Origin of the sequence: Nonomuraea sp. NPDC048882, from assembly GCF_040649755.1 — a bacterium.
Taxonomy (GTDB): domain Bacteria; phylum Actinomycetota; class Actinomycetes; order Streptosporangiales; family Streptosporangiaceae; genus Nonomuraea; species Nonomuraea maheshkhaliensis.
Genome location: NZ_JBEZGB010000009.1, coordinates 314,234 through 338,020 on the forward strand (window position 1 = coordinate 314,234; position 23,787 = coordinate 338,020).

22 protein-coding genes are annotated in these 23,787 nt (G+C 70.7%); 17 read left to right on the forward strand and 5 right to left on the reverse strand.

From position 1 onward, the window contains the following. The first annotated feature begins 15 nt into the window (after positions 1 to 15). Entirely contained in the window at positions 16 to 1,335 is a 1,320-nt protein-coding gene (locus AB0C27_RS31380) for an MFS transporter (RefSeq protein ID WP_357851087.1), read from the forward strand. 4 nt (positions 1,336 to 1,339) lie between these two features. Continuing rightward, complete coding sequence (locus tag AB0C27_RS31385) at positions 1,340 to 2,104, forward strand: SDR family oxidoreductase (protein ID WP_357851090.1); 765 nt, start codon at positions 1,340 to 1,342, stop codon at positions 2,102 to 2,104. A 93-nt stretch (positions 2,105 to 2,197) separates the two neighbouring features. Here AB0C27_RS31385 and pgm read toward each other — a convergent pair whose 3' ends face one another. Further along, positions 2,198 to 3,829 carry a phosphoglucomutase (alpha-D-glucose-1,6-bisphosphate-dependent) gene (gene pgm / locus AB0C27_RS31390; protein WP_357851093.1) on the reverse strand — a complete coding sequence of 544 codons (1,632 nt, stop codon included), beginning with the start codon at positions 3,827 to 3,829 and terminating at the stop codon, positions 2,198 to 2,200. A 97-nt stretch (positions 3,830 to 3,926) separates the two neighbouring features. On the opposite strand from pgm, the gene AB0C27_RS31395 reads away from it, so the two are divergent. From AB0C27_RS31395 to thrS, 3 genes are read left to right on the forward strand one after another with little or no spacing between them, the layout of a single operon-like run. Then, on the forward strand, positions 3,927 to 4,826 hold the full coding sequence (locus tag AB0C27_RS31395) for a TIGR03564 family F420-dependent LLM class oxidoreductase (RefSeq protein ID WP_357851096.1): 900 nt from the start codon (positions 3,927 to 3,929) through the stop codon (positions 4,824 to 4,826). 30 nt (positions 4,827 to 4,856) lie between these two features. Further along, the gene (locus tag AB0C27_RS31400) at positions 4,857 to 5,462 is read left to right on the forward strand and encodes a GH25 family lysozyme (RefSeq protein ID WP_357851099.1); all 606 of its coding nucleotides are present in this window, start codon (positions 4,857 to 4,859) and stop codon (positions 5,460 to 5,462) included. Between the two features lie 38 nt (positions 5,463 to 5,500). Further along, positions 5,501 to 7,492 (forward strand): threonine--tRNA ligase, encoded by a 1,992-nt coding sequence (gene thrS, locus AB0C27_RS31405; protein WP_357851410.1) that lies wholly within the window; start codon positions 5,501 to 5,503, stop codon positions 7,490 to 7,492. Between the two features lie 196 nt (positions 7,493 to 7,688). Here thrS and AB0C27_RS31410 read toward each other — a convergent pair whose 3' ends face one another. Further along, positions 7,689 to 8,411 (reverse strand): PIG-L family deacetylase, encoded by a 723-nt coding sequence (locus AB0C27_RS31410; protein ID WP_357851102.1) that lies wholly within the window; start codon positions 8,409 to 8,411, stop codon positions 7,689 to 7,691. 54 nt (positions 8,412 to 8,465) lie between these two features. Here AB0C27_RS31410 and AB0C27_RS31415 point away from each other — a divergent pair, with 54 nt between their 5' ends. Both AB0C27_RS31415 and AB0C27_RS31420 read left to right on the forward strand, forming a co-directional pair. Then, positions 8,466 to 9,536 carry an RNA polymerase subunit sigma-70 gene (locus AB0C27_RS31415; protein ID WP_357851105.1) on the forward strand — a complete coding sequence of 357 codons (1,071 nt, stop codon included), beginning with the start codon at positions 8,466 to 8,468 and terminating at the stop codon, positions 9,534 to 9,536. Between the two features lie 93 nt (positions 9,537 to 9,629). Next, positions 9,630 to 10,055 (forward strand): hypothetical protein, encoded by a 426-nt coding sequence (locus tag AB0C27_RS31420; RefSeq protein ID WP_357851107.1) that lies wholly within the window; start codon positions 9,630 to 9,632, stop codon positions 10,053 to 10,055. Positions 10,056 to 10,075: 20 nt separating this feature from the next. Here the strand turns inward: AB0C27_RS31420 and AB0C27_RS31425 are convergent, their stop codons facing one another. After that, positions 10,076 to 10,600: an Asp23/Gls24 family envelope stress response protein gene (locus AB0C27_RS31425; protein WP_357851110.1), complete on the reverse strand. Its 525-nt coding sequence runs from the start codon at positions 10,598 to 10,600 to the stop codon at positions 10,076 to 10,078. A 76-nt stretch (positions 10,601 to 10,676) separates the two neighbouring features. Here AB0C27_RS31425 and AB0C27_RS31430 point away from each other — a divergent pair, with 76 nt between their 5' ends. Then, entirely contained in the window at positions 10,677 to 11,207 is a 531-nt protein-coding gene (locus AB0C27_RS31430) for an HIT domain-containing protein (protein ID WP_357851113.1), read from the forward strand. A 63-nt stretch (positions 11,208 to 11,270) separates the two neighbouring features. Here the strand turns inward: AB0C27_RS31430 and AB0C27_RS31435 are convergent, their stop codons facing one another. Both AB0C27_RS31435 and AB0C27_RS31440 read right to left on the reverse strand, forming a co-directional pair. Beyond that, a complete protein-coding gene (locus AB0C27_RS31435) occupies positions 11,271 to 12,785 on the reverse strand; it encodes a family 10 glycosylhydrolase (protein ID WP_357851116.1) in 1,515 nt (504 codons plus the stop codon). Between the two features lie 176 nt (positions 12,786 to 12,961). Beyond that, positions 12,962 to 15,100 carry an elongation factor G-like protein EF-G2 gene (locus AB0C27_RS31440; RefSeq protein ID WP_357851119.1) on the reverse strand — a complete coding sequence of 713 codons (2,139 nt, stop codon included), beginning with the start codon at positions 15,098 to 15,100 and terminating at the stop codon, positions 12,962 to 12,964. A 146-nt stretch (positions 15,101 to 15,246) separates the two neighbouring features. Between AB0C27_RS31440 and pgsA the strand changes: the two genes are divergently transcribed. The 9 genes from pgsA to pdxT all read left to right on the forward strand — a co-directional run bounded on the left by pgsA (position 15,247) and on the right by pdxT (position 23,786). Beyond that, positions 15,247 to 15,930, forward strand: a complete 684-nt coding sequence (gene pgsA, locus AB0C27_RS31445; RefSeq protein ID WP_357851121.1) for a phosphatidylinositol phosphate synthase — start codon at positions 15,247 to 15,249, stop codon at positions 15,928 to 15,930. Beyond that, on the forward strand, positions 15,927 to 16,850 hold the full coding sequence (locus tag AB0C27_RS31450) for a phosphatidylinositol mannoside acyltransferase (RefSeq protein WP_357851124.1): 924 nt from the start codon (positions 15,927 to 15,929) through the stop codon (positions 16,848 to 16,850). Before pgsA ends, AB0C27_RS31450 begins: the two co-directional genes overlap by 4 nt. After that, on the forward strand, positions 16,847 to 17,977 hold the full coding sequence (locus AB0C27_RS31455; RefSeq protein WP_357851127.1) for a glycosyltransferase family 4 protein: 1,131 nt from the start codon (positions 16,847 to 16,849) through the stop codon (positions 17,975 to 17,977). Before AB0C27_RS31450 ends, AB0C27_RS31455 begins: the two co-directional genes overlap by 4 nt. Further along, positions 17,974 to 18,516 (forward strand): hypothetical protein, encoded by a 543-nt coding sequence (locus AB0C27_RS31460; protein ID WP_346108004.1) that lies wholly within the window; start codon positions 17,974 to 17,976, stop codon positions 18,514 to 18,516. The genes AB0C27_RS31455 and AB0C27_RS31460 overlap by 4 nt, the downstream gene beginning before the upstream one ends. 62 nt (positions 18,517 to 18,578) lie before the next feature. Then, complete coding sequence (locus AB0C27_RS31465; RefSeq protein WP_357851130.1) at positions 18,579 to 19,595, forward strand: DUF3048 domain-containing protein; 1,017 nt, start codon at positions 18,579 to 18,581, stop codon at positions 19,593 to 19,595. A 117-nt stretch (positions 19,596 to 19,712) separates the two neighbouring features. Beyond that, positions 19,713 to 20,651, forward strand: a complete 939-nt coding sequence (gene pdxS / locus AB0C27_RS31470; protein ID WP_357851414.1) for a pyridoxal 5'-phosphate synthase lyase subunit PdxS — start codon at positions 19,713 to 19,715, stop codon at positions 20,649 to 20,651. 241 nt (positions 20,652 to 20,892) lie between these two features. Beyond that, complete coding sequence (locus AB0C27_RS31475; RefSeq protein ID WP_357851133.1) at positions 20,893 to 22,572, forward strand: alkaline phosphatase D family protein; 1,680 nt, start codon at positions 20,893 to 20,895, stop codon at positions 22,570 to 22,572. Between the two features lie 73 nt (positions 22,573 to 22,645). Then, positions 22,646 to 23,083 (forward strand): MarR family transcriptional regulator, encoded by a 438-nt coding sequence (locus AB0C27_RS31480; RefSeq protein ID WP_357851136.1) that lies wholly within the window; start codon positions 22,646 to 22,648, stop codon positions 23,081 to 23,083. A 124-nt stretch (positions 23,084 to 23,207) separates the two neighbouring features. Then, entirely contained in the window at positions 23,208 to 23,786 is a 579-nt protein-coding gene (gene pdxT / locus AB0C27_RS31485; RefSeq protein WP_346108012.1) for a pyridoxal 5'-phosphate synthase glutaminase subunit PdxT, read from the forward strand. Position 23,787 lies beyond the last annotated feature (1 nt).

Here is a 23,787-nt window from a genome sequence, read left to right on the forward strand (position 1 = left end):
CCCTCTGGAGGTCAGATGCCCGCCAACCCGCCCGCCACCCCCGAGTTACGGCGCGTCGTCCTGGGCGCCCTCGTCGGCACCGCCCTGGAGTGGTACGACTTCTTCATCTACGGCACCGCCGCCGCCCTCGTCTTCAACCGCCTGTTCTTCACCCAGGCCGACCCGGCCACCGGCACCATCGTCGCCTTCGCCACGTTCGGCGTGGGGTTCGTGGTCCGGCCGTTCGGCGGCATCCTGTTCGGCCACCTGGGCGACAGGATCGGCCGCCGCTCCACCCTGATCATCACCACCATGATCATGGGCGTGTCGACCGGCCTGATCGGCCTGCTGCCCACCTACCCCTCCATCGGCGTGTGGGCGCCCATCCTGCTCACGGTGCTGCGCGTCTGCCAGGGCCTCGGCGCGGGCGCCGAGTTCGGCGGCGCGGCGACCCTGCTGGCCGAGCACGCCCCGCCGGGCCGGCGCGGCTACTACGCCTCCTTCGCCCAGACCGGCGTGCAGATCGGGCTCGTGCTGGGCACGTCGGCGTTCCTGCTGGTCCAGCTCCTGCCGGCGCAGGACGTGCTCGCGTGGGGCTGGCGGGTGCCGTTCCTGGTGAGCTTCGCGCTCATCGGCGTGGCCCTGTACGTACGGCTGCGCGTCGCCGAGTCGCCGGTCTTCCAGGAGATGGCGCGCACGCGCGGGATCGTCAAGCTGCCGATCAGGGACGCGCTGGCCCGCCACCCGCGCAACTTCCTCGTCGGCGTCGGCGCGCACATCTGCGACACCGCCGTGGTCTACACGCTGGCCACCTTCAGCGTCGCCTACGCCACCACTCAGCTCGGCCTGACCAGCCAGACGGCCCTGCTCGGGGTGATCCTCTTCGGGCTGACCGTCATCGCGCTCCAGCCGTTCTACGGGGACCTGTCGGACCGGATCGGGCGGCGCCCGCTCAACCTGTTCAGCGTGGTGTTCGTGGCGGTCTACGTCTTTCCGTACTTCCTGCTGGTCGGCACCGGCGTCCCCTGGGTGGTGTGGCTGGCCATGATGCTCATGGGCGCCTTCGGCTTCGCGCCGCAGGTGGCCGTGCAGCCGGTCTTCTATGCCGAGTTGTTCGGGGCCCGCGTGCGCTACACCGGCTTCGCCGCCTCACGCGAGCTCGGGGCCGCGCTGGCCGGCTTCTCCCCGCTGATCGGCGCGGCGCTGGCGGCCCGGCTGGGCGGGGCGCCGTGGCTGGTCGCGGCGTTCCTGATCGGCACGGCGGTGATCTCGTTCGCGGCCTTCTACGCCGCCCGCGAGAACAAGGACATCGACATCGCGGCCATGGACACGCTGCGCGACCCCATGAAGGAGTGAGCTTATGGACCTCGACGGCGCGGTGGCCGTGATCACCGGCGGCGGCACCGGCATCGGCGCCGCCGTCGCGGAGAGCCTGGCCAGGAAGGGGGCGGCCGCCGTGATCGTGAACTACTCACGCTCGGCCGACGAGGCCAGGGCCACGGTCGAGCGGCTGGAGGACCTGGGCTGCAAGGCCGAGGCGATGGCCGCCGACGTGTCCGACGACGCCGCCGTACGCAGGATGGCCGAACGGGTGCGGGCCGCCCACGGCCGGGTGGACGCGCTCGTGTGCAACGCGGGCACGACCAGGTGGGTGCCGTTCCCCGACCTGGAGGGGCTCACCGACGAGGTGTGGCGGCAGCTCATGGGCGTCAACCTCATGGGCCCGTTCTACTGCGCCCGTGCCTTCGCGCCCGACCTGCGCGCGGCACGCGGCGCGATCGTCAACGTGGCCTCCATCGCGGGGCTGCAGGCCACGGGCTCCTCCATCGCGTACGGGGTCAGCAAGGCCGCCCTGCTCCACCTCACCCGCGACCTGGCGGTGGCCCTCGCGCCCGAGGTCAGGGTGAACGCGGTCGCGCCCGGCATCGTGGCCACCCGCTGGCACATCGACCGGGTGGGGGAGCAGGTGTTCTCCGAGATGGCGGCGAAGGAGGAGCTGAAGGCGCCGCTGCGGCGTACGGCGCGGCCCGAGCACGTGGCGCAGCTGGTCACCTCGCTGCTGGAGTCGGACCTGGTCACGGGCGAGACGCTGATCGGCGACGGCGGCCGCCACCTCGGCTACTGACCCGGCCCCGGCCAGACCCGCCGACTCGTGGCGCAGCGGTCGGCGTGTGCTGACGCGACGCCGGCCCGCGGCGAGCGGGCCGGGCGCCGTCGTTCAGCTCAGGGCCGCCGACACCAGGGAGCGGGCCTCCTCCTGCACCTTGGCCAGGTGGTCAGGCCCCTTGAAGGACTCGGCGTAGATCTTGTACACGTCCTCGGTCCCCGACGGCCTGGCCGCGAACCAGGCACTGGCGGTCGAGACCTTCACCCCGCCCAGCGCGGCCCCGTTGCCGGGCGCCGCCGTCTGGACCGACGTGATCGGCTCGCCGGCCAGCGAGGAGGCCGTCACCTGCTCGGCCGACAGCTTGCCCAGCACGGCCTTCTCCTCGCGGGTGGCGGGCGCGTCGACCCGCGCGTAGGCCGGCTCGCCGAACCGCTCGACCAGCCCGCGGTAGCGCGCGCTCGGCGACTCGCCGGTCACGGCCAGGATCTCGGAGGCGAGCAGGGCCAGGATGAGGCCGTCCTTGTCGGTGGACCAGACAGACCCGTCACGCCGCAGGAACGACGCCCCCGCGCTCTCCTCGCCGCCGAACCCGAGCGACCCCTCCAGCAGCCCCGGCACGAACCACTTGAACCCCACGGGCACCTCGTACAGCGGCCGGCCCAGCGACTCGGCCACCTTGTCGATGATCGTGCTGCTGACCATCGTCTTGCCCACCCCGGCCCCGGCGGGCCAGCCGGTGCGGTGACCGTAGAGGTAGTCGATCGCCACCGCGAGGTAGTGGTTGGGGTTCATCAGCCCGCCGTCGGGCGTGACGATGCCGTGCCGGTCGGCGTCGGCGTCGTTTCCGGTGGAGACGTCGTACGTGTCGCGCCCGGCGATCAGCGAGGCCATCGCGTACGGTGACGAGCAGTCCATCCGGATCTTGCCGTCCCAGTCGAGCGTCATGAACCGCCACGTCGGATCGACCAGCGGATTGACCACGGTCAGGTCCAGCCGGTGCCGCTCGGCGATCTCGCCCCAGTAGGCCACGCTCGCCCCGCCGAGCGGGTCGGCCCCGATCCGCACCCCGGCCGACCTGATCGCGTCGAGGTCCACCACCGAGGGCAGGTCGTCGGCGTAGGCGCCGAGGAAGTCGTAGCGCCCGGCCCGCCCCAGCGCCGCCGGGTACGGCACCCGGCGCACGCCCTTGAGCCCGTCGCGCAGCAACTGGTTGGCGCGGTCCTGGATCCACGTGGTGGCCTCGGTATCGGCCGGGCCGCCGTGCGGCGGGTTGTACTTGAACCCGCCGTCGGACGGCGGGTTGTGCGACGGCGTGACCACGATGCCGTCGGCCAGTCCGGTCGTGCGGCCGCGGTTGTGGCGCAGGATCGCGTGGGAGACGGCGGGCGTGGGCGTGTAGCCGTCACGGGTGTCGACGAGCACCTCGACGTCGTTGGCCGCCAGCACCTCCAGCGCCGAGACCCGGGCCGGCTCCGACAGCGCGTGCGTGTCGATGCCCAGGAACAGCGGCCCGTCGGTGCCCTGCGCGCGCCGGTATTCGCAGATGGCCTGGCTCGTGGCCAGGATGTGGTCCTCGTTGAACGCGGTCTTCAGCGACGATCCGCGATGCCCCGAGGTGCCGAACGCGACCCGCTGGCCGACCTCGTCGGGGTCGGGGTGCAGGGCGTAGTAGGACGTCACCAGCCTGGCGACGTCGACCAGGTCGGAAGGCCCGGCGGGCTGTCCCGCGCGTTCGTGCGTCATGAAGGCCACTTTACAAATCACGACCGGCCCGGCGGGTGAGCGCGGGGCGGCGCGGGGGGATACATTCGCCTCAGTCACCAGAATGGAGTTCTGTTTCATGCGTTACGGATACTTCCTGTCCGAGCCCCGGGGCGACGACGCCATCGGCGGCCTGCGCGACCAGATCGCCCAGGCGGCCGGCATGGGCTTCAGCTCGGCCTGGCTCTCCCACATCTTCGGCCTCGACGCCATCACCGCCCTGACCGCGGCCGGCGTGCAGGCGCCGCCGATCGAGCTCGGCACCGCCGTGGTGCCCACCTACCCGCGCCACCCGGCCGCGCTGGCGCAGCAGGCCATGACCGCCAACGCCGCGCTCGGCGGCCGGTTCGCGCTGGGCGTCGGGCTGTCGCACAAGATGGTCATCGAGGACATGTTCGGCTACAGCTTCGAGCGCCCCGGCCGGCACATGAAGGAATACCTCGACATCCTCATCCCGGCCTCGCGCGGCGAGAAGGTGGCGTACGCCGGCGAGACGCTCAAGGCCGACATCAAGCTCACCACGCCGGGCGCGGGCTTCCCCGTGCTGGTGGCCGCCCTGGGCCCGCGCCTGCTCAAGCTGGCCGGCACCGTCGCCGACGGCACCGTGCTCTGGATGACCGGCCCGAAGACCATCGCCGGCCACATCGCCCCGACGATCACGGCGGCCGCCGCCGAGGCGGGCCGCCCCGCGCCCAGGATCGTCTGCGCGCTGCCCGTCAGCGTCACCGACGACCCCGCCGGCGCCGTCGCCCGCGCCAACGAGATCTTCTCCGTGTACGGGCGGCTGCCCTCCTACCGTGCCATGCTCGACAGGGAAGGCGCGGACAGCCCCGGCGACGTCGCGATCGTCGGCGACGAGGACACCGTGCTGGCCAAGCTCGACGAGCTGAGGAGGGCGGGCGTGACCGACTTCGTCGGCTCGGCGTTCGCCAACCGCGACCGTACGCTCAGCCTGCTGGTCGGCGCGGCGAAGGGCTGAACAGGGGACACCTCCATAGACTCCGACAGGGTGAAACGCGTGCTACATGGCATCGATGTGTCGAACTGGCAGGGCACGGTCGACTGGGCCGGCCATGCCGAGGCCGGCGTCGCCTTCGCCTTCGCCAAGGCCACCGAGGGCGGCGACTACACCGACAAGTGGTTCGCGCGCAACTGGAACGGCATGCGCGAGAGCTGGATCGTCTGCGGCGCGTACCACTTCGCCAGGCCGAAGGGCGACCCCGTCGAGCAGGCACGCCACTTCCTGAACGTGATCAGGTCGGCCGGCGGGCTGCGCCGCGGCGACCTGATCGCGCTCGACCTGGAGGACGACGACGGCCTGCGCCCGGAACGGGTGGCCCGGCACGCCCGCCGCTGGTGCCACCACGTCGAGCGGCACACCGGCGTGCGGCCGTTCATCTACACCTTCCAGTCGTTCGCGCACGGCGGCAACTGCGCCGGCCTGGCCGAATACCCGCTCTGGATCGCCAGCCCGCACAGCCCGCGCGGCCGTCCGCCCGTGCCCAGGCCCTGGAGCGACTGGACCATTCACCAGTACGCCGGCAGCCCCATCGACCGCAACGTCTTCCACGGGACGCGGCAGGAGCTGACCAGGCTGGGGTTCGACCCGCGATAGCATCGGGATTCACCATCGAACCAGCCTCGGTGCCGGGCATCGAGCGCGATCCACGAGGAGTCACCGTGTCAGCCGAGCTACGCATCACCCTCGCCGGAGCCGAGCGTGTGGTCGCGGCCGGCACGACGGCCGGAGAGGCACTGGAGGCTGACGGCCGCACCGTCGTCGCCGCCAGGGTCGGCGGCGAGCCGCGCGACCTGGCCCACGTGCTGGCCGACGGCGACGTGGTCGAGCCGATCGAGGTCTCCAGCGAAGAGGGCCGCGCGATCGTGCGCCACTCCACCGCCCACGTCATGGCGCAGGCGGTGCAGGAGCTGTTCCCCGAGGCCAAGCTGGGCATCGGGCCGCCGGTCGACAACGGGTTCTACTACGACTTCGACGTCGAGCAGGCGTTCAACCCCGACGACCTCAAGCGCATCGAGAAGCGCATGCGCGAGATCGTCAAGCAGGGGCAGCTGTTCTCGCGTCGGCCCGTCAGCGACGACGAGGCGCGCGAAGAGCTGGCGGCGGAGCCGTACAAGCTGGAGCTGATCGGGCTCAAGGGCGGCGCGGCCGACGAGGAGTCGGTCGAGGTGGGCGCAGGACAGCTCACCATCTACGACAACCTCGACCCCAAGACCGGCGAGCTGTGCTGGAAGGACCTGTGCCGGGGGCCGCACGTGCCCTCCACCCGGTCCATCCCCGCGTTCAAGATTATGCGCTCCGGCGGCGCCTACTGGCGAGGCAGCGAGAAGAACCCGCAGCTCCAGCGCATCTACGGCACCGCGTGGGAGTCCCGCGACAAGCAGGACGAATACCTCAAGCTGCTGGAGGAGGCCGAGAAGCGCGACCACCGCAAGCTCGGCGCCGAGCTCGACCTGTTCAGCTTCCCACCTGAGCTGGGCAGCGGCCTGCCGATCTTCCATCCCAAGGGCGGGATCATCCGCAAGGAGATGGAAGACTACATGCGCAGGCGGCAGGCGGAGGCGGGCTACGAGTTCGTCAACACGCCCCACATCACCAAGTCCTCGCTCTTCGAGACCTCCGGCCACCTGCCCTGGTATGCCGACGACATGTTCCCGGCCTTCGAGCTGGAGGGCATCGAATACCGCGTCAAGCCGATGAACTGCCCGATGCACAACCTGATCTACCGGGCGCGCGGGCGCTCCTACCGCGAGCTGCCGCTGCGGCTGTGCGAGTTCGGCTCGGTCTACCGCTACGAGAAGTCGGGCGTGGTCCACGGGCTGACCCGGGTGCGCGGCATGACGCAGGACGACGCGCACATCTACACCACCCGCGAGCAGATGGCCGACGAGATCAAGTCGCTGCTGCGGTTCGTGCTCAGCGTGCTGCGCGACTTCGGCCTTGAAGACTTCTACCTGGAGCTGTCCACCCGCGACGACTCCGAGAAGTTCATCGGCGACCCGGCCGAGTGGGAGGAGGCCACCGAGGCCCTGCGCCAGGTGGCCACCGAGTCGGGGCTGGAGCTCGTCGACGACCCGGGCGGCGCGGCCTTCTACGGGCCGAAGATCTCGGTGCAGGCCAAGGACGCCATCGGCCGCACCTGGCAGCTGTCCACCATCCAGCTCGACCTCAACCAGCCCAAGCGCTTCGGGCTCGAATACCAGGCGGCCGACGGCTCACGCCAGACGCCCGTCATGATCCACCGGGCCCTGTTCGGCTCCGTCGAGCGCTTCCTCGGCGTGCTCACCGAGCACTACGCGGGCGCCTTCCCGCCCTGGCTGGCGCCGGTGCAGGTGGTGGGCATCCCGATCGCCGAGGCGCACGTGCCCTACCTCCAGGACGTGGCCAAGAAGCTGCGCGCCGGCGGCGTCCGGGTCGAGGTCGACGCGGCCGACGACCGCATGCAGAAGAAGATCCGCAACGCGCAGAAGGCCAAGGTGCCCTTCATGCTGCTGGCCGGTGACGACGACATCGCCAACGGCGCGGTCTCCTTCCGCTACCGCAGCGGGGAGCAGCGAAACGGTATCCCGGTCGAGGAGGCCATCGCCGAGATCGTCAACGCGGTCGAGCGGCGCGTCCAGGTCTGAGCCGCGCCCATCAGCAGGGCCCATCAGCAGGGCCCATCAGCAGGGCCCATCAGGTGTGCCCATCCGGCGGAGCGGCCCCGCGCCGTTCCGCCGGATGCGTCACTTCGCCGGCGGCCGGCCTTGCTCGCCGGTGGCCAGCCCTGCTCGTCGGTGAACTGCCGGCCAGAGTCATGATGAGGTCGATCGGCGCCCTGGCTCAACGGGGATAAAGGCGGAAGGTCACCGCGGGGCGGCCACCGAAGCGGGCCGCCTCCTGGCGGGCGAAGCCTTCGATCTGGTCGCGGGCGTACTTCTCCGGGTCCTCGTCGGTGAGGGCGCCGATGTAGGCGCGGTGCTCCATGAGGGAGCGCACGCCGCGTTCAAGGCCGCTGGTGACGTCCACCGCGTGGGTAGGGTTGTCGACGCCGGCGACGGCGATCCAGCGGACGCCGTTCCAGGGCGCGGCCACAGTGTCCGGAAATATCCATCGATTTCCGGCGTCACCGGCGGCGTCCAGCACCGCCCGCCCCACCGCGCGATGGTCGGGCGTGTTCCAGTGGGTGCCGCCCCAGGTGTCGTCGAAGTTCAGCGTGATCAGCAGCTCGGGGCGGTGCCGCCGGATCGCCGCGGCCAGGTCGCGGCGCAGTGCGGTCCCGTACTCGATCACCCCGTCGGCGTGGTCGAGGAACTCCACGCTCGTGACCCCGACCAGGGCCGCGCTGGCTAGTTCCTCGCGCTCGCGCACCGGCCCCGCCGTACTCGGATCGAGCGTGTCGATGCCCGCCTCGCCCCGGGTGGCCATCAGGTAGACGACCTCACGGCCCGCGTCCGTCCAGGTGGCGACGGCGGAGGCGCACCCGTACTCCAGATCGTCGGGATGAGCGACGATGGCCAGCGCGCGCTGCCAGTCGTCCGGCATGGGCTCAAGCTGAAGGGTCATGGCTATCATCCTGACAGGCCCCGCCGGGACGATTCGAGAGGAATGGTGCGGCTCATGCGCCAAGCCGGCGACCCCACGGAAGACACCCGCCCCAGCAGCGGGGATGGCGGCGGGGATGGCGGCGGTTTCACCGGGGACGGTTTCGCCGGGGACGGTTTCGCCGGGGACGGGTTCGGCGAGGCGGTCGAGGTGTACCGGCACGAGTTGCAGGTGCACTGCTACCGGATGCTGGGCTCGTTCACCGATGCCGAGGACATGGTGCAGGAGACGCTGCTGCGGGCCTGGCGGCGGCGGGAGACGTTCGAAGGGCGGTCGACGCTGCGGGCCTGGCTCTACCGCATCGCCACCAACGCCTGCCTCGATCTGCTGGCCGGCCCGGCGCGCAAGCGCGAGGTGACGGCCGGCGTGGGCGAGGAGCCGCGCTCGCCGTTCACCGAGGTGGCCTGGCTGCAGCCGTACCCCGACCGTCTGCTCGACCTGGCCGGCGCCGGGCAGGGGCGGCCCGACGCGGTGGCGGTCGAGCGCGAGACGATCGAGCTGGCCTACCTGGCCGCCATCCAGCACCTGCCGCCCCGCCAGCGCGCGGTGCTGATCCTGCGCGACGTGGCGGGCTGGCCGGCCGAGGAGACCGCCGCGGCGCTGGAACTGAGCGTGCCTGCCGTCAAGAGCGCGTTGCAGCGGGCCCGCGCCACGCTGCGCCTGCACCTGCCCGCCCGCCGCTCGCAATGGGGCCCCGTCACGGCCCCCACCGAGGAGGAGCGCGCGGTGCTGCGCCGTTACATGGACGCCTCCGTGGCGGGCGACCTGTCCGCACTCGCCGCGCTGCTGCGGGAGGACGCGCGGCAGACGATGCCACCTGCGTCCCTGCTGTACGACGGGCGGACGGCCATCCTGGAGATGTGGCGGCCGGTCATGACCGGGCCCGAGGCGTGGGGCGAGTGGAAGGCGCTGGCGACGACGGCCAACCGGCGGCCCGCCGTGGCCAACTACGTCCGCCGCCCCGGCGAGTCCGTCTACACCGCCGTCAACCTGGACGTGCTGCGCGTCGAGGACGGCCTGATCGCCGAGATCACCACGTTCGGCCCCGAGTTGAACGCCGCCTTCGGCCTGCCCGCGGAACTTTGAGAAATCCCGCTCGCGACCGATTCCTTTTCCCGCGCCGCGCCGTCATACAGGCGTTCATCATCTACGACAGCGCAGGAAAGCGAAGGAATGGGCATGAGCGAGCACGTGGACACCAAGTTGCAGGCCCTCGACCGCCTCGTCGGCACCTGGAAGGTCACCGGCGGGGCCGAGGGCACCGTGACCTACCGGTGGATGGAGGGCCGGCGCTTCCTCATCCAGGACGTGGACCTGGAGCATGAGGGCATGCCGGTGAAGGGCACGGAGTTCATCGGCAGGAAGCAGCCGTTCGGGGCGGAGCGGCCGAGCGAGGACGTGCACTCCTGGTACTTCGACAGCCAGGGCGCCACGCTGGCCTACGTGTACGAGATCGAGGGCGACACCCTGACGATCTGGGGGCACGAGAAGGGCTCGGAGGCCTACTTCCGTGGCACCTTCGACGCCGACGGCACGAGCGTGGCCGGCGCGTGGGTGTATCCCGGGGGCGGCGGCTACGAGTCGACCATGACCCGGATCTCCTGACGCCCCCGGCACACCACGGATCAGGACGGTACGTCGTCCTCGGCGGGCTCGCGCGGCGCCGGCCGGGCCTCGCCGGGGAGGCGGACGTCGTCCACGGTCACGTTGACCTCGATGACGCGCATCCCGAGCATGCGGCTGACGCTCTTGGCCACGTTCGTCTTGACCTCGGCGGCGACGTCCATGACGACGTGGCCGTACTCCACCACGATCGTCAGGCTCACTCCCACCTGGCGGTCCTGGATCTGCGCGCTGACGCCCTGGGTGCCCCGGCGCGAGCCGATGCCGATGCGGTCGCGTACGGACTCGAAGGCCCGCGCCAGGTCGCCGCCCATGTCGGCGACGCCGGGCACTTCGAGCGCGGCCAGTGAGGCGACCTTCTCGACGACCTCGTCGGCCACCTTGATCCGGCCCTTCACGGTGGCGCCGGACACGGACGCCTCGATGTAGGACGGAGCCGGCGAGCCGGAGGGCGCGTCGGAGAGCTGGGCGGGTGTGTCCGAGGACTCGGCGGGCTGAGTGGACTGTTCGGCTAAGGCTTCGGTCATCGCGGCCTCCTGTTGGGGGTGCTCAGGATTGTGCCGGAAGGACCCCTCGTTTGTCCGGGGTCCTATGCTGCTAGTTATGCACGATCAGGCAGGGGCAGGGTCCCCCGACAACTTCCAGCGTCTGTGGACCCCGCATCGCATGGCCTACATCAAGGGCGAGAACAAGCCGACCGGCACCGGGCCCGGCGACGGCTGCCCGTTCGACGCGATCCCCAAGATGAGCGACGAGGACGGCCTGATCGTCAAGCGGGGCGAGTCCGTCTACGCCGTGCTCAACCTCTATCCGTACAACTCGGGTCATCTGATGGTCGTGCCCTACCGGCACGTGTCCGGCTACGACGAGCTGAACGCGGCGGAGGTGGCCGAGCTGGGGGCCTTCACCCAGGAGTCGGTGCGGGCGCTGCGCAAGGCCAGCGGCGCGCAGGGCTTCAACGTCGGGATGAACCTGGGCCAGGTCGCCGGCGCGGGCATCGCCGCCCACCTGCACCAGCACGTGGTGCCCAGGTGGGGCGGCGACACGAACTTCATGCCCGTCGTGGCCCAGACCAAGGTCCTGCCGCAACTGCTGCGCGACACCCGTCAGCTCCTCGCCGACGCCTGGGGCTGACGACGGCATGAAAAAGGGCCGGTCCGTCACGGACCGGCCCTTTTTCGCGTCGGCAGGCGGCCGTCAGACCGCGTCTACCTTCACCTTGACCGCCTTGCTCTCGTGGTGCAGCCGGTCGAGCGAGGTCACCAGGTAGGTCCCGGCCGACTTGACCGCGTACGACGGATCGCTCACCACGGCCACCAGGTTGCGCGCGTCGGTGGTGTGGCAGTCCTTGCCGGACTTGGGCACCTGGTAGACCGCGTAGGCACGCGCCCCCGCGGACGGCGTCCAGGACAGCCGGGCGCCTGACGCCTTGGCTCCGGCGGGAGCCGGAGGAGCCTGGCCGCCGAGGCTCTTGTTCAGCGGCTGCAGCGCCGGGCGGCTGTAGTGGGCCTTGGCGACCCGGTCCACCGCCTTGAGCGGGTTGGTCAGCAACTGCTTGGCGCTGAAGTAGACGGAGCCGTCGATCTGCTTGCCGGCGCGGTTGACGCCCACCTGGCCGGACAGCTCGCCCGGCTTGGTCCAGGTCTTGTCGTCCGTGGAGCCGACCCGGTAGAGGCCGTGGCCGATGTAGAGCTGCACGTCGGTGCCCTTGACCTCGCCGGACCACCAGCGTGCCAGCGTGGTGTAGTCGGCCAGCTTGTGGCCGCGCGGCCAGTAGAGCTGCGGCAGCACGTAGTCGACGGTACCCGACTTGATCCACTCGCGGGCGTCGGCGTAGATCGAGTCGTACGCGGACATCCCCGACGTGCTGGAGCCGGTCGGGTCGTTGGACTTGTTGCGCCAGATGCCGAACGGGCTGATGCCGAACTTGACGTGGCCCTTGGCCCGGTGCACCGCCTTGTCGACCTCGGCCACCAGCGTGTTGACGTTGCCGCGGCGCCATTCGGCGAGCTTGGCGCCCTTGCCGTACTTGCGGAACGCGGCGCCGTCGTCGAACTTCGCCCCCGCCACGGGGTAGGGGTAGAAGTAGTCGTCGAAGTGCACGCCGTCGACGTCGTAGCGGTCGACCACGTCGGTGATGACCTTGGTCACGTGCTCGCGCACGGCCGGCAGGCCCGGGTTGTAGTAGAGGCGGCCGCCGTACTTGATCGTCCAGTCGGGGTGCTTGCGCGCCGGGTGGCCGGCGGGCAGTTCGGCGGTGCTGGCGCCGTAGGAGGCGCGGTAGGGGTTGAACCAGGCGTGGAACTCCATGCCGCGCTTGTGCGCCTCGTCGATGAGGAACGGCAGCGGATCCCAGCCCGGGTCCTTGCCGGCCGTGCCGGTCAGGTACTGCGACCAGGGCTCCAGCGAGGACTTGTAGAGCGCGTCGGAGGCCGGTCGCACCTGGACGAACACCGCGTTGAGGTTGCGTCTGGCGGCGCTGTCGAGGATCTTGACGTACTCGGCCTTCTGCCGGTCCGCGCTGAGACCGGCCTTGGAGGGCCAGTCGATGTTCTGGGTGGTGGCGATCCACACCCCGCGCAGCTCGCGCTTGGGATGGTCGGCGTCGGCCGTGCAGGTCGCTGCGGGTGCGGCGGTGGCCGTCTTCTTCTCGCTCGCTGCGGGACTCGCCCCGGCACCGGGGCCGAAGTAGTAGGCGGCGGTGGTGGTCACCACCGCGAGTGCAGCAGCGGCTAGGAGTGGGCGTCCAGTTGGCATAGTGCCACCCAGTGTGACACCTGCTCAGGCGTGCTCGGGACGGAAAACCGAAATCAACTCGTGATGTTTTTGAGATATTTGGTGATTGGTGTGCCGGGAGGGACTAAGCCCTCCCGGCTCCTCCACGGGCCTCAATCCCCGGTGGCCACCTTGCTCGCGAGGTTCGGCGGCAGCGGTTCGTACCTCAGGAACGTCCGGTGGAACGTCCCGGTGCCGTGTGACATGGATCTCAGGTCGATCGCGTACCGCGTTATCTCCAGCTCGGGCACCTCGGCCTTGACGAGGGTACGGCCGGTGCCGACCGGCTCGGTGCCGAGCACGCGCCCGCGCCGCGAGGACAGATCGGACATCACCGACCCGACGTAGTCATCGGCCACCAGCACCGACAGCTCGTCCACCGGCTCGAGCAGCAGCGTCGAGACCTTGGACGCGGCCTCCTTGAGCGCGAGCTGGCCCGCGATCTGGAAGGCCATGTCGGAGGAGTCGACCGAGTGGGCCTTGCCGTCGTAGAGGGTGACGCGCACGTCCACCATCGGATAGCCGGCGACGACGCCGCGCTCCATCTGGGCCCGCACGCCCTTCTCCACCGACGGGATGAACTGCCGGGGCACCACGCCGCCGACGATCTTGTCCACGAACTCGAAGCCCCCGCCGGACGGCAGCGGCTCGACCTCCAGGTGGCAGATGGCGTACTGGCCGTGGCCGCCGGTCTGCTTGACGTTGCGGCCCATCGCCTGGCACTTGCCGCCGAACGTCTCACGCAGCGGCACCCGCAGGTCGATCCGCTCGACCTCGACGCCGTGCCGCTTGGCCAGGCGGTCGAGCAGCACGTCGGTGTGCGCCTCGCCCATGCACCACAGGACGAGCTGGCGCGTCTCGGCGTTGTTCTCCAGCCGCAGCGTCGGGTCCTCGGCCACCAGCCGGCCGAGGGCCTGCGACAGCTTGTCCTCGTCGGCCTTGGACTTGGCCCTGATCGCGACGGGCAGGAGCGGGTCGGGCATGTCCCACGACGTCATGAGCAGCGGGCGCTCCACCTCGGAGAGCGTGTCGCCGGTCTCGGCCCGCGACAGCTTGGCCACGGCCACGATGTCGCCGGCCATGCCCTTGGCCGCGCCGCGCTGCTGCTTGCCCAGCGGGCAGGTCAGGGTGCCGATGCGCTCGTCCACGTCGTGGTCCTCGTGGCCGCGCTCGGCCAGGCCGTGGCCGGACACGTGCACGGTCATGTCGGGGCGCAGGGTGCCGGAGAAGACGCGTACGAGGCTGATGCGGCCCACGTACGGGTCGCTGGTGGTCTTGACGACCTCCGCCACGAGCGGGCCGTCGGGGTCGCACGTGATGCCCTTGACCGGCTTGCCGGACAGATCGGTGATCTCCGGCATGGGATGTTCGAGGGGGGAGGGGAAGCCCTGCGTCATGAGTTCGAGCACTTCCTGTGCGCCCACGCCGAGCCCGCAGCAGAGCACCGGGTAGAAGCTGCCGCGTGCGACGGCCTTCTCCAGGTCCTCGATGAGGACCTTGGTGTCGATGGGCTCACCTTCGAGGTATCGCTCCATGAGCGATTCGTCCTCGCTCTCCTGGATGATCCCTTCGATCAGCGAGCCTCGGTACGCCTCGATCTGGGCCTCGTACTCCGAGCCCGGGTCTTTCACCGTGCGTTCGCCGGTGGCGTAGTTGTAGAACTTCTGCGTCAGCAGCCCGATCAGCCCGTTGACGTGACCGTTGGTGATCACCGGGAGATAGAGCGGCGCGACGCCGTCGCCGAAAACGTCCTGGCAGGTGGTCAGCACCTCGTCGAAGTCGGCCCGCTGGTGGTCGATCTTGGTGATCACGACCGCGCGCGGCATGCCGACCTGGGCGCACTCCTCCCACAACATCTGGGTGAGCCCGTCGACCCCGTCGGAGGCCGACACGATGAACAGCGCGGCGTCGGCCGCGCGCAGCCCGGCCCGCAGGTCGCCGACGAAGTCCGCGTACCCCGGCGTGTCCAGGAGATTGATCTTGATGCCGTTGTGCACGAGGGGCGCCACGGCCAGGTTGACCGAGCGCTGCTGCCGGACCTCGACCTCGTCGAAGTCGCTGACCGTGTTGCCGTCCTCCACGCGTCCCGGGCGCTGAACGGTGCCCGTCGCGGCCAGCAGCTGCTCGACGAGGGTCGTCTTGCCCGCTCCTGAGTGGCCGACCAGCACGACATTGCGTATCGCATCCGCCCTGTCGGCCGCGGGTGCCCTGCCCGCGGCTCCCACGGCCCCGCCTGAGTGTCTTTCCGCCACCATCGCCTCCCGCGTCGTCGGACCGTAAGCCAACGCCGCGCCCGCGCGGAGGGTGAACGAAACCGCATGGACGCGGTGTGTTCACCAAATACCCGTGTGGCGGATATCACAAGGGGGGCGAGGCAAAGAAAGTCCTCAGGCGAGTCATGGCCTACGATCGGACCGCGATGCTCAAACTCCTGCGCCCGGTCATGACCCGGATACTCACCCCGCTGGGCAGGGCCCTCGTGGGCCGCGGGATCGGCCCCAACGCCGTCACGGCGGTCGGCACCCTCGGCACCGTCGTGTCGGCCCTGCTCTTCTTCCCTTTGGGCCTGCTCACCGCAGGGGCCCTCGTCATCACCGTCTTCGTGCTGTTCGACCTGCTCGACGGCGTGGTGGCCCGGCTCGGCGGCAAGGGCGGCAGCACCTGGGGAGCCTTCCTCGACTCCACCTTCGACCGGGTCGCCGACGCGGCCATCTTCGCCGGCTTGATCCTCTACTTCATCGGGGCCGGCGACGTCCTGATGGCCGCGGTGGGGCTGCTGTGCCTGATCGCGGGGGCCATCGTCTCCTACGCCAAGGCCAGGGCCGAGGGGCTCGGGCTCACGGCCGACGTCGGGCTGGCCGAGCGGCCTGAGCGGCTGGTGGTGGTGCTGGTGGCGGCCTTCCTCGCCGGCTTGGGGGTCCCGTACGTGCTGCCGGTCGGCATGTGGCTGCTCGCGGCGGCCAGCGTGATCACCGTGGGGCAGCGCGTGCTGGAAGTCCACCGGCAGACGCGCGACACGCCCGGACGCGACGCCGGCGAGGAGAATCAAGACACGGCGCGCGACGAGATGGGGGAGAGATGAGCGAACGGGTGTCCTTCGGCGACCGGGTGGTGGCCGCCGGGTTCGCGGCCGGATGGAAGCTCGTGCCGCTGCTGCCCGAGCGCCCGACCGCCGCCGTCTTCCGCTTCCTGGCCGACCGCGTCTGGGCCCGGCAGGGCAAGTCGGTGCGCAGGCTGGAGTCCAACCTGAGCCGGGTGACCGGCCTCGATCCCGGCAGCCGGGAGCTGCGCGAGCTGGGCCGGGCGGGCATGCGCTCCTACTTCCGCTACTTCCACGAGATCTTCCGGCTGCCGTCGATGCCGCGCGAGGAGGTCGTGCGCCGCACCCACGTCATCGGGGCCGAGCACGTCCACGACAACGTGGCCGCCGGGCGCGGGGTGGTCTTAGCGCTGCCGCACATGGGCAACTGGGACCAGGCGGGGGCGTGGCTGGTGGGCGTGGGCCATCCGTTCACCACCGTGGCCGAGCGGCTCAAGCCCGAGTCGCTGTTCAAGCGTTACGTGGCCTTCCGCGAGGGCCTCGGCATGGAGGTGCTGCCGCTCACCGGCGGCGACGGGCACAACTTCGGCACCCTGGCCACGCGGGTGCGCAAGGGCGGCGTGGTCTGCCTGCCGGCCGAGCGCGACCTGACCAAGAGCGGCGTGGAGGTGCGCTTCTTCGGCGCGGCCACCAAGATGCCCGCGGGGCCGCCGCTGCTGGCCGTGCAGACGGGCGCGGCGCTGCTGCCCGCCACCGTCTACTTCGTCGGCGCCGACTGGGGCATCCACATCCACGAGGAGGTGCCCGTCCCCGAGGAGGGCGCCAGGCAGGAGAAGGTCGCGGCGGTGGCCCAGCACCTGGCCGACGTGTTCGAGAAGGGCATCTCCGAGCACCCAGAAGACTGGCACATGCTGCAGCGCCTCTGGCTCGACGACCTGCCACCCGGCCGGGATCCGCGATGAGGGTCGGCATCGTCTGCCCTTATTCGTGGGACATGCCGGGCGGGGTCAAGCAGCACATCGACGACCTGGCCCAGGCGCTCATCGCGCAGGGCCACGAGGTGTCGGTGATCGCGCCGGCGGCCGACGACGACGAGCTGCCCCCTTATGTGACGGGCGCGGGACGGGCGATCCCGGTCCCGTACAACGGGTCGGTGGCCAGGATGTCGTTCGGCTTCCTGTCGGCGGCGCGGGTGCGGCGCTGGGTCCGCACAGGCGAGTTCGACGTGCTGCACATCCACGAGCCGCTGATCCCGAGCCTGGGCGTGCTGGCCTGCTGGGCGGCCAAGGGGCCGATCGTGGCCACGTTCCACGCCTCGTTCACCCGCTCGCGGGCCATCGCGGTGGCCGAGCCGCTGCTGCGCAGCGCCCTGGAGAAGCTCAGCGGGCGCATCGCGGTCTCCGACGCGGCCCGCAAGAGCCTGGTCGAGCAGTTCGGCGGCGACACCGTGCTCATCCCCAACGGCGTCACCGTCTCCCGCTACACCGAGGCCGAGCCGCTCGACGGCTGGGGCCCCGACGGCACCACGCTGGGCTTCCTCGGCCGCATGGACGAGGAGCGCAAGGGCCTGCCGATCCTGCTCGACGCGTTCAACACGCTGGCGGAGGAACACCCGGAGGTGAAGCTGCTGATCGCCGGGCCCGGCGACGCGAAGGACGTCTACGACCGGGTGCGCAAGCCCTTCCACGACCGGGTGACGGTGCTGGGCATGGTGAGCGAGGCCGACAAGATCCGCGCCTACCACTCCGTGGACGTGTTCTGCGCGCCCAACACGCGCGGTGAGAGCTTCGGCATCGTGCTGGCCGAGGCCATGGCGTCGGGGGCGACGGTGCTGGCCAGCGACATCCCCGCCTTCCGCCGGGTGCTGGGGGAGGGGCAGGCGGGCGCGCTGTTCACCAACGGCGATCCCGGCTCGCTGGCCCGCGAGGCCGCCGCGCTGCTCGGCGCGCCCGAACGCCGGGCCAAGCTGGCGGCCGAGGCGCTGGTGGCGGTCAGGAAGTACGACTGGTCCACGGTGGCGCGCGACGTCGTACGCGTCTACGAGACCGTCACCATGAGCGGCGCGGGACGGGTGGAGGAGGACCTGTGACGTCCACCATGGTCGTGCTGATCGTGGGCATCGTCGTCGTGCTCACGGCCGTCTACATCTCCTGGCGGGCGGGCCGGCTCGACCGCCTGCACATCCGGCTTGAGCTGGCCCAGGAGTCGCTGGACGCCGCGCTGATGCGGCGCCGGGCGGTGGTGCTGGAGCTGGCCGGCTCGCGCCTGCTCGACCCCGCCACCTCCCTGGTCCTGGCCGCGGCCGCGCACGAGGCCAGGACGGCCGGCCCCGAGGAGCGCGAGCACGCCGAGAGCGACCTGTCGCGGGCCCTGCGCGCGGCGGTGGACCAGGAGCGGTTCAGGGAGAAGCTCTCCGAGGCGCCAGGCGGCCCCGACCTGCTGGAAGAGCTCGACGCGGCGGTGGCCAAGGTGGTCTACTCACGCCGCTTCTACAACAACGCCGTCGGTGTCACGCGGACGGCGCAGCGCCGCTGGCTCGCCAGGACGCTCCGCCTGGCCGGCCACACCGAATACCCACAATTCTTCGAGATTGATGACAATCCGCCTGCGACCATGGCAACTGAATGACCTAATTTGGGGAAGCCAGTAAGCTTCAGACCGATTTCGGGCTGAAGCGAGGAGTGTTACAGGTGCGGCTACCCCGGGTGATCACGTTCTGGCTGGCCGGAGCGGCCGTGCTGCTGCCCGTCTCGGCCTGCTCCTCCGACGAGCCCGCCGCGGGTCAGGCGCCACAGGCCGCCGCCTCCGCCGCGCCCAGCGAGGAGCCGGAGGAGGTCAACGCCCACCCGTTCACCGGCAAGCCGTACGAGAGGCTCAGGCCGGTCCTCGCGGTGAAGATCGAGAACACCGCGGCGGGCAAGCCGCAGCTCGGGCTCAAGAGCGCGGACATCGTCTACATCGAGCAGGTCGAGGCGGGGCTGACCCGGCTCATGGCGATCTTCTCCTCGAAGCTGCCCGCCAAGGTGGGCCCCGTACGCAGCGCCCGCATCTCCGACCTGCACATCGCGCCCCAGTTCGGCAAGCCGGCCTTCTCCTACTCCGGCGCGCAGACCAAGATGCTGCCGTTCATCGCCGAGGCGTCGCTGTTCGACGTGGGCGACACCCGCAACCCGGGCGCGTACTTCCGCCAGCCCGGCCGCTTCGCCCCCTACAACCTCTTCGCCAACACCAAGCAGCTGCTGGCCAAGGCGCCCAAGGCGACCAAGGCCAAGGACATCGGCTTCACCTTCGGCGACGCGCCGGCCGAGGGCGGGGTCGAGCGCAAGTCGTACAGCGTCAAGTGGCCCGCCGCGCGCTTCACCTTCGCCTGGTCGGCGGAGAAGAAGCAGTGGCTGATCTGGCAGGACGGGAAGAAGGACATGGCCGCCGAGGGCGGTCAGCTCGGCGCGCCGACGATCGTGGTGCAGTACACCAAGACCGAGCGCTCGGAGTTCCACGACAAGAACCAGAGCTACACGCCGCTCGTGCACACCACGGGCAAGGGCTCGGCGATCGTGCTGCGCGACGGCAAAGCTTACAAGGCGAGGTGGGAACGGGAATCCGAGGACGGGGGGACGACGTTCACCACACCGAGCGGCGAGCCGATGAACTTCGCGCCCGGCCAGGTCTGGGTGGCGCTCGCCAGCCGCAAGCCCGTCATCCCCTAGCGCCTACCTGTATAGGTACGGCGATAAAACCTGACATCTTGGCATGTCGGGGGAGGGGTCCTCCAGGACCTACGATGGGGTTGATAACTTACCGAATCGCCGTGAGAGCCCGTGAGGATGACCGTGTCCAGCAGCACGCCAGAAAGCACCCCAGCCACCGGAACTGTCACCGGAACCGTCACCGGGACCGCGCGCGTCAAGCGCGGCATGGCCGAGATGCTCAAGGGCGGCGTCATCATGGACGTCGTCACGCCTGAGCAGGCCAAGATCGCCGAGGACGCCGGCGCGGTCGCCGTCATGGCCCTGGAGCGCGTGCCCGCCGACATCCGGGCGCAGGGCGGCGTGTCCAGGATGAGCGACCCCGACATGATCGACGGCATCATCGCCGCCGTGTCGATCCCCGTCATGGCCAAGGCCCGCATCGGCCACTTCGTCGAGGCCAGGGTGCTGCAGGCGCTCGGCGTCGACTACGTGGACGAGTCCGAGGTGCTGACCCCGGCCGACTACGCCAACCACATCGACAAGTGGCAGTTCACCGTGCCCTTCGTCTGTGGTGCCACCAACCTGGGCGAGGCGCTGCGCCGCATCACCGAGGGCGCGGCCATGATCCGCTCCAAGGGCGAGGCCGGCACCGGCGACGTCTCCAACGCCGTCACCCACATGCGCACGATCCGCGCCGAGATCAAGCGCCTGACCTCGCTGCCGGAGGACGAGCTCTACGTCGCCGCCAAGGAGCTGCAGGCCCCCTACGAGCTGGTCGCCGAGGTCGCCAAGACCGGCAAGCTCCCGGTCGTGCTGTTCACCGCCGGCGGCATCGCCACCCCGGCCGACGCGGCGATGATGATGCAGCTCGGCGCCGAGGGCGTCTTCGTGGGCTCGGGCATCTTCAAGTCGGGCGACCCGGCCAAGCGCGCGGCGGCCATTGTCAAGGCCACCACGTTCTACGACGACCCCGACGTCATCGCCAAGGTCTCCCGCGGCCTCGGCGAGGCCATGGTCGGCATCAACGTCGACGAGATCCCGCAGCCGCACCGCCTGGCCGAGCGCGGCTGGTGACATCAGGCGCGTCGTTGCAGGTCACAGGCTTGCGCGCGTGAGACGATCATCCTCGGCAGGCCGGGAGCACGATGGCCCGGCCTTTCGGGGGCGCCACAGCTGACGGCGATTTTCGCCGGAGAAGGCGGCATCCGCGAAGGATGTCGTCTTTTTCGTGTTGTGTGGTGTTCACCACGTAGTCATGATCTTCAGTAAAGCTACGGGACGTCCCCTCACCCGAAGATCGTCACAGGAGCGCCGCATGTCACTCAACCGCCGGCATTTCCTCGTCACCGGTTTAGCGGCCGGCGCCGCCGTGGCCGTTCCGGCCACCGCCGCGCACGCCGAACCCGACCCCGCCGCCGAGACGGCCCAGAGCCTGGCCTCGCGCGGGCTGCGTACCGACCCGTTCACCCTCGGCGTCGCCTGCGGAGACCCCGACCACGAGGGCTTCGTGCTGTGGACTAGGCTCGCCCAGCAGCCGATGGCCGAGGACGGGCTCGGCGGCATGCCCGGGCGGCCCTTCCCCGTGCAGTGGCAGGTGTACGCCGACGAGCGCGCCCGCCGCGTCGTGCGCGCCGGGGTGAGCGTCGCCACGCCCGAATGGGGCCACAGCGTCCACGTCGAGGTCTCGGGGCTGAGCTCCGACCGCGAGTACTGGTACCGCTTCCGCGTCGGCCCGTACGTCTCGCCGCTCGGCCGCGCCCGCACCGCCCCGCACCCGCTCTCGTACGGCGGCGCCCTGAGCATGGCCTTCGTCTCCTGCGCCCAGTACGAGCACGGCTACTTCACCAGCTACCGCCACCTGGCCGCCGAGCGCCCCGACGTGATCCTGCACCTGGGCGACTACCAGTACGAGTACACCCGCGACACCTACAACAGTCCCGGCGGCAACGTCCGCCACCACGAGGGCCCCGAGACCGAGACCCTGGCGAACTACCGCCAGCGCCACGCCCAGTACAAGTCCGACCCCGACCTCCAGGCCGCCCACGCCGCGTCGCCGTGGCTGGTTGTGTGGGACGACCACGAGGTGGACAACAACTGGGCCGACGAGGTGCCGGAGAAGCCCGAGGTCCCCCAGCCGAACTTCCTGAGCAGGCGCGAGGCCGCCTTCCGCGCGTACTACGAGAACATGCCGCTGCGCCGCACCTCGATCCCGCGCGGCATCGACATGCAGCTCTACCGGCGGGTCAGGTGGGGCAGGATGGCCACGTTCCACATGCTCGACACCCGCCAGTACCGCGACGACCAGGGCTGCGGAGACGGCTACCGCGACTGCCCCGCCGCCGTCGACCCGGCCCGCTCGATCACCGGCGCGGAGCAGGAGGAGTGGCTGCTGGACGGCTTCCGCGCCTCCCGCGCCCAGTGGGACATCCTGGGCCAGCAGGTCTTCTTCGCCCAGCGCGACAACAACGCCGGCCCCGCCAAGGTCACCTCGATGGACGCCTGGGACGGCTACGTCGCCTCCCGGCAGCGCATCACCCAGGGCTGGGTGGACGCGCAGGTGCGCAACCCGGTCGTGCTCACCGGCGACGTGCACGCGCACTGGGCCAGCGACCTCAAGCTCGACTACGACGACCCGACCGGGCCGTCGGTGGGCTCGGAGCTGGTGGCCACCTCGATCTCGACGGGCGGCGACGGGGCCGACTCCGACCCGGCGACGCACCCGTTCCTGGCCATCAACCCGCACCTGAAGTTCTACAACAACCAGCGCGGGTACGTGCTGACGACGATCGAGCGCGACCAGATGGCGGCCGACTTCAAGGTCGTGCCGCAGGTCCGCACGCCGGGCGCCGACGTCTACACCCGGGCCACGTTCGTCATCGAGGACCGGGTGCCCGGGGTCCAGCAGACGTACCTGCGTCCGCTCGACCCGGCGCTGCGGCTCGGCCGGCAGATCACGGCGGAGGAGACGGTCCGGCTGGAGACCGAGCGGCCGTAACGCTCTGCGTGGATCATGGGAGCCCGGCCTGGCGCCGGGCTCCTTCCCGTTCAGGAAGATCTAGGTTGGTGGCATGAGCGACGACGTCACCCGGCTGGCCGGCCACGTCTCCGCGGTGCTGCGCCACCTGGTCCTCCTGCTCAGGCGCACCGTCGCCGGCCAGCCCGTCACCAGCCAGCAGTACGGCGTCATGGGCTCGCTCGAACCCGGCCCGCGCCGCATGACCGGGCTGGCCGAGGAGCACGGTGTGCAGCTGCCGACCATGACCGTCCAGATCAACCGGCTGGAGGAGGCCGGCCTGGTCAGCAGGAGCGCCGACCCCGCCGACGCGCGCGTCAGGACGGTCGAGCTCACCGCCGAGGGCCGCGAGCGGCTGCACGCCGTCCGCCAGGCCAGGATCGCGCGCCTCGCCCGTGAGCTGGAGGCGCTCACGGAGGAGGAGCGCGCCACCCTCGCGGCCGCCCTGCCCGTCCTGGCCAAACTCGGTCGCAGGGACGAACCCCGCTTGTGACCGGCCCAATGATCGGCCCAGTGAATTGCGCTGCGGTGGGCCTGTGTGACCGGCCCTGGCGGAAGACGTCGGCCCGTCCTGGTGTTGAATTGTCGGAACCCGTACCCGGACGAAAGGATCGACTGTGCCCACGATCGGTGTACTCGCCCTCCAGGGGGACGTGCGCGAGCATGCGCGCATGCTCCAGGAGGCCGGCGCGACGGCCGTGGCCGTGCGCCGCCCCGCCGAGCTGGACGCGGTCGACGGGCTGGTCATCCCCGGCGGCGAGTCGACCACGATGTGGAAGCTCGCCGAGACGTTCGACCTGCTCGACCCGCTGCGCATGCGCATCAAGGAGGGCCTGCCCGCCTACGGCTCCTGCGCCGGCATGATCATGCTGGCCGACAGGATCGAGGACGGCGTCGCGGGCCAGCAGACCATCGGCGGCATCGACATGGTGGTCAGACGCAACGCGTTCGGCCGCCAGGTCGACTCCTTCGAGTCCGACCTGACCTTCGCCGGGCAGCGCGTGCACGCCGTCTTCATTCGCGCGCCCTGGGTCGAATCCGTCGGCGCGGACGTCGATGTGCTGGGCAGGGCCGAGCCTGGGGATAGGATCGTCGCGGTCCGTCAAGGGCCGTTGCTCGCGACGTCGTTCCATCCCGAGCTCACCGGGGACGTCCGCGTGCACCGTTACTTCGTAGACATGGTGAGGGAGCTCTAGG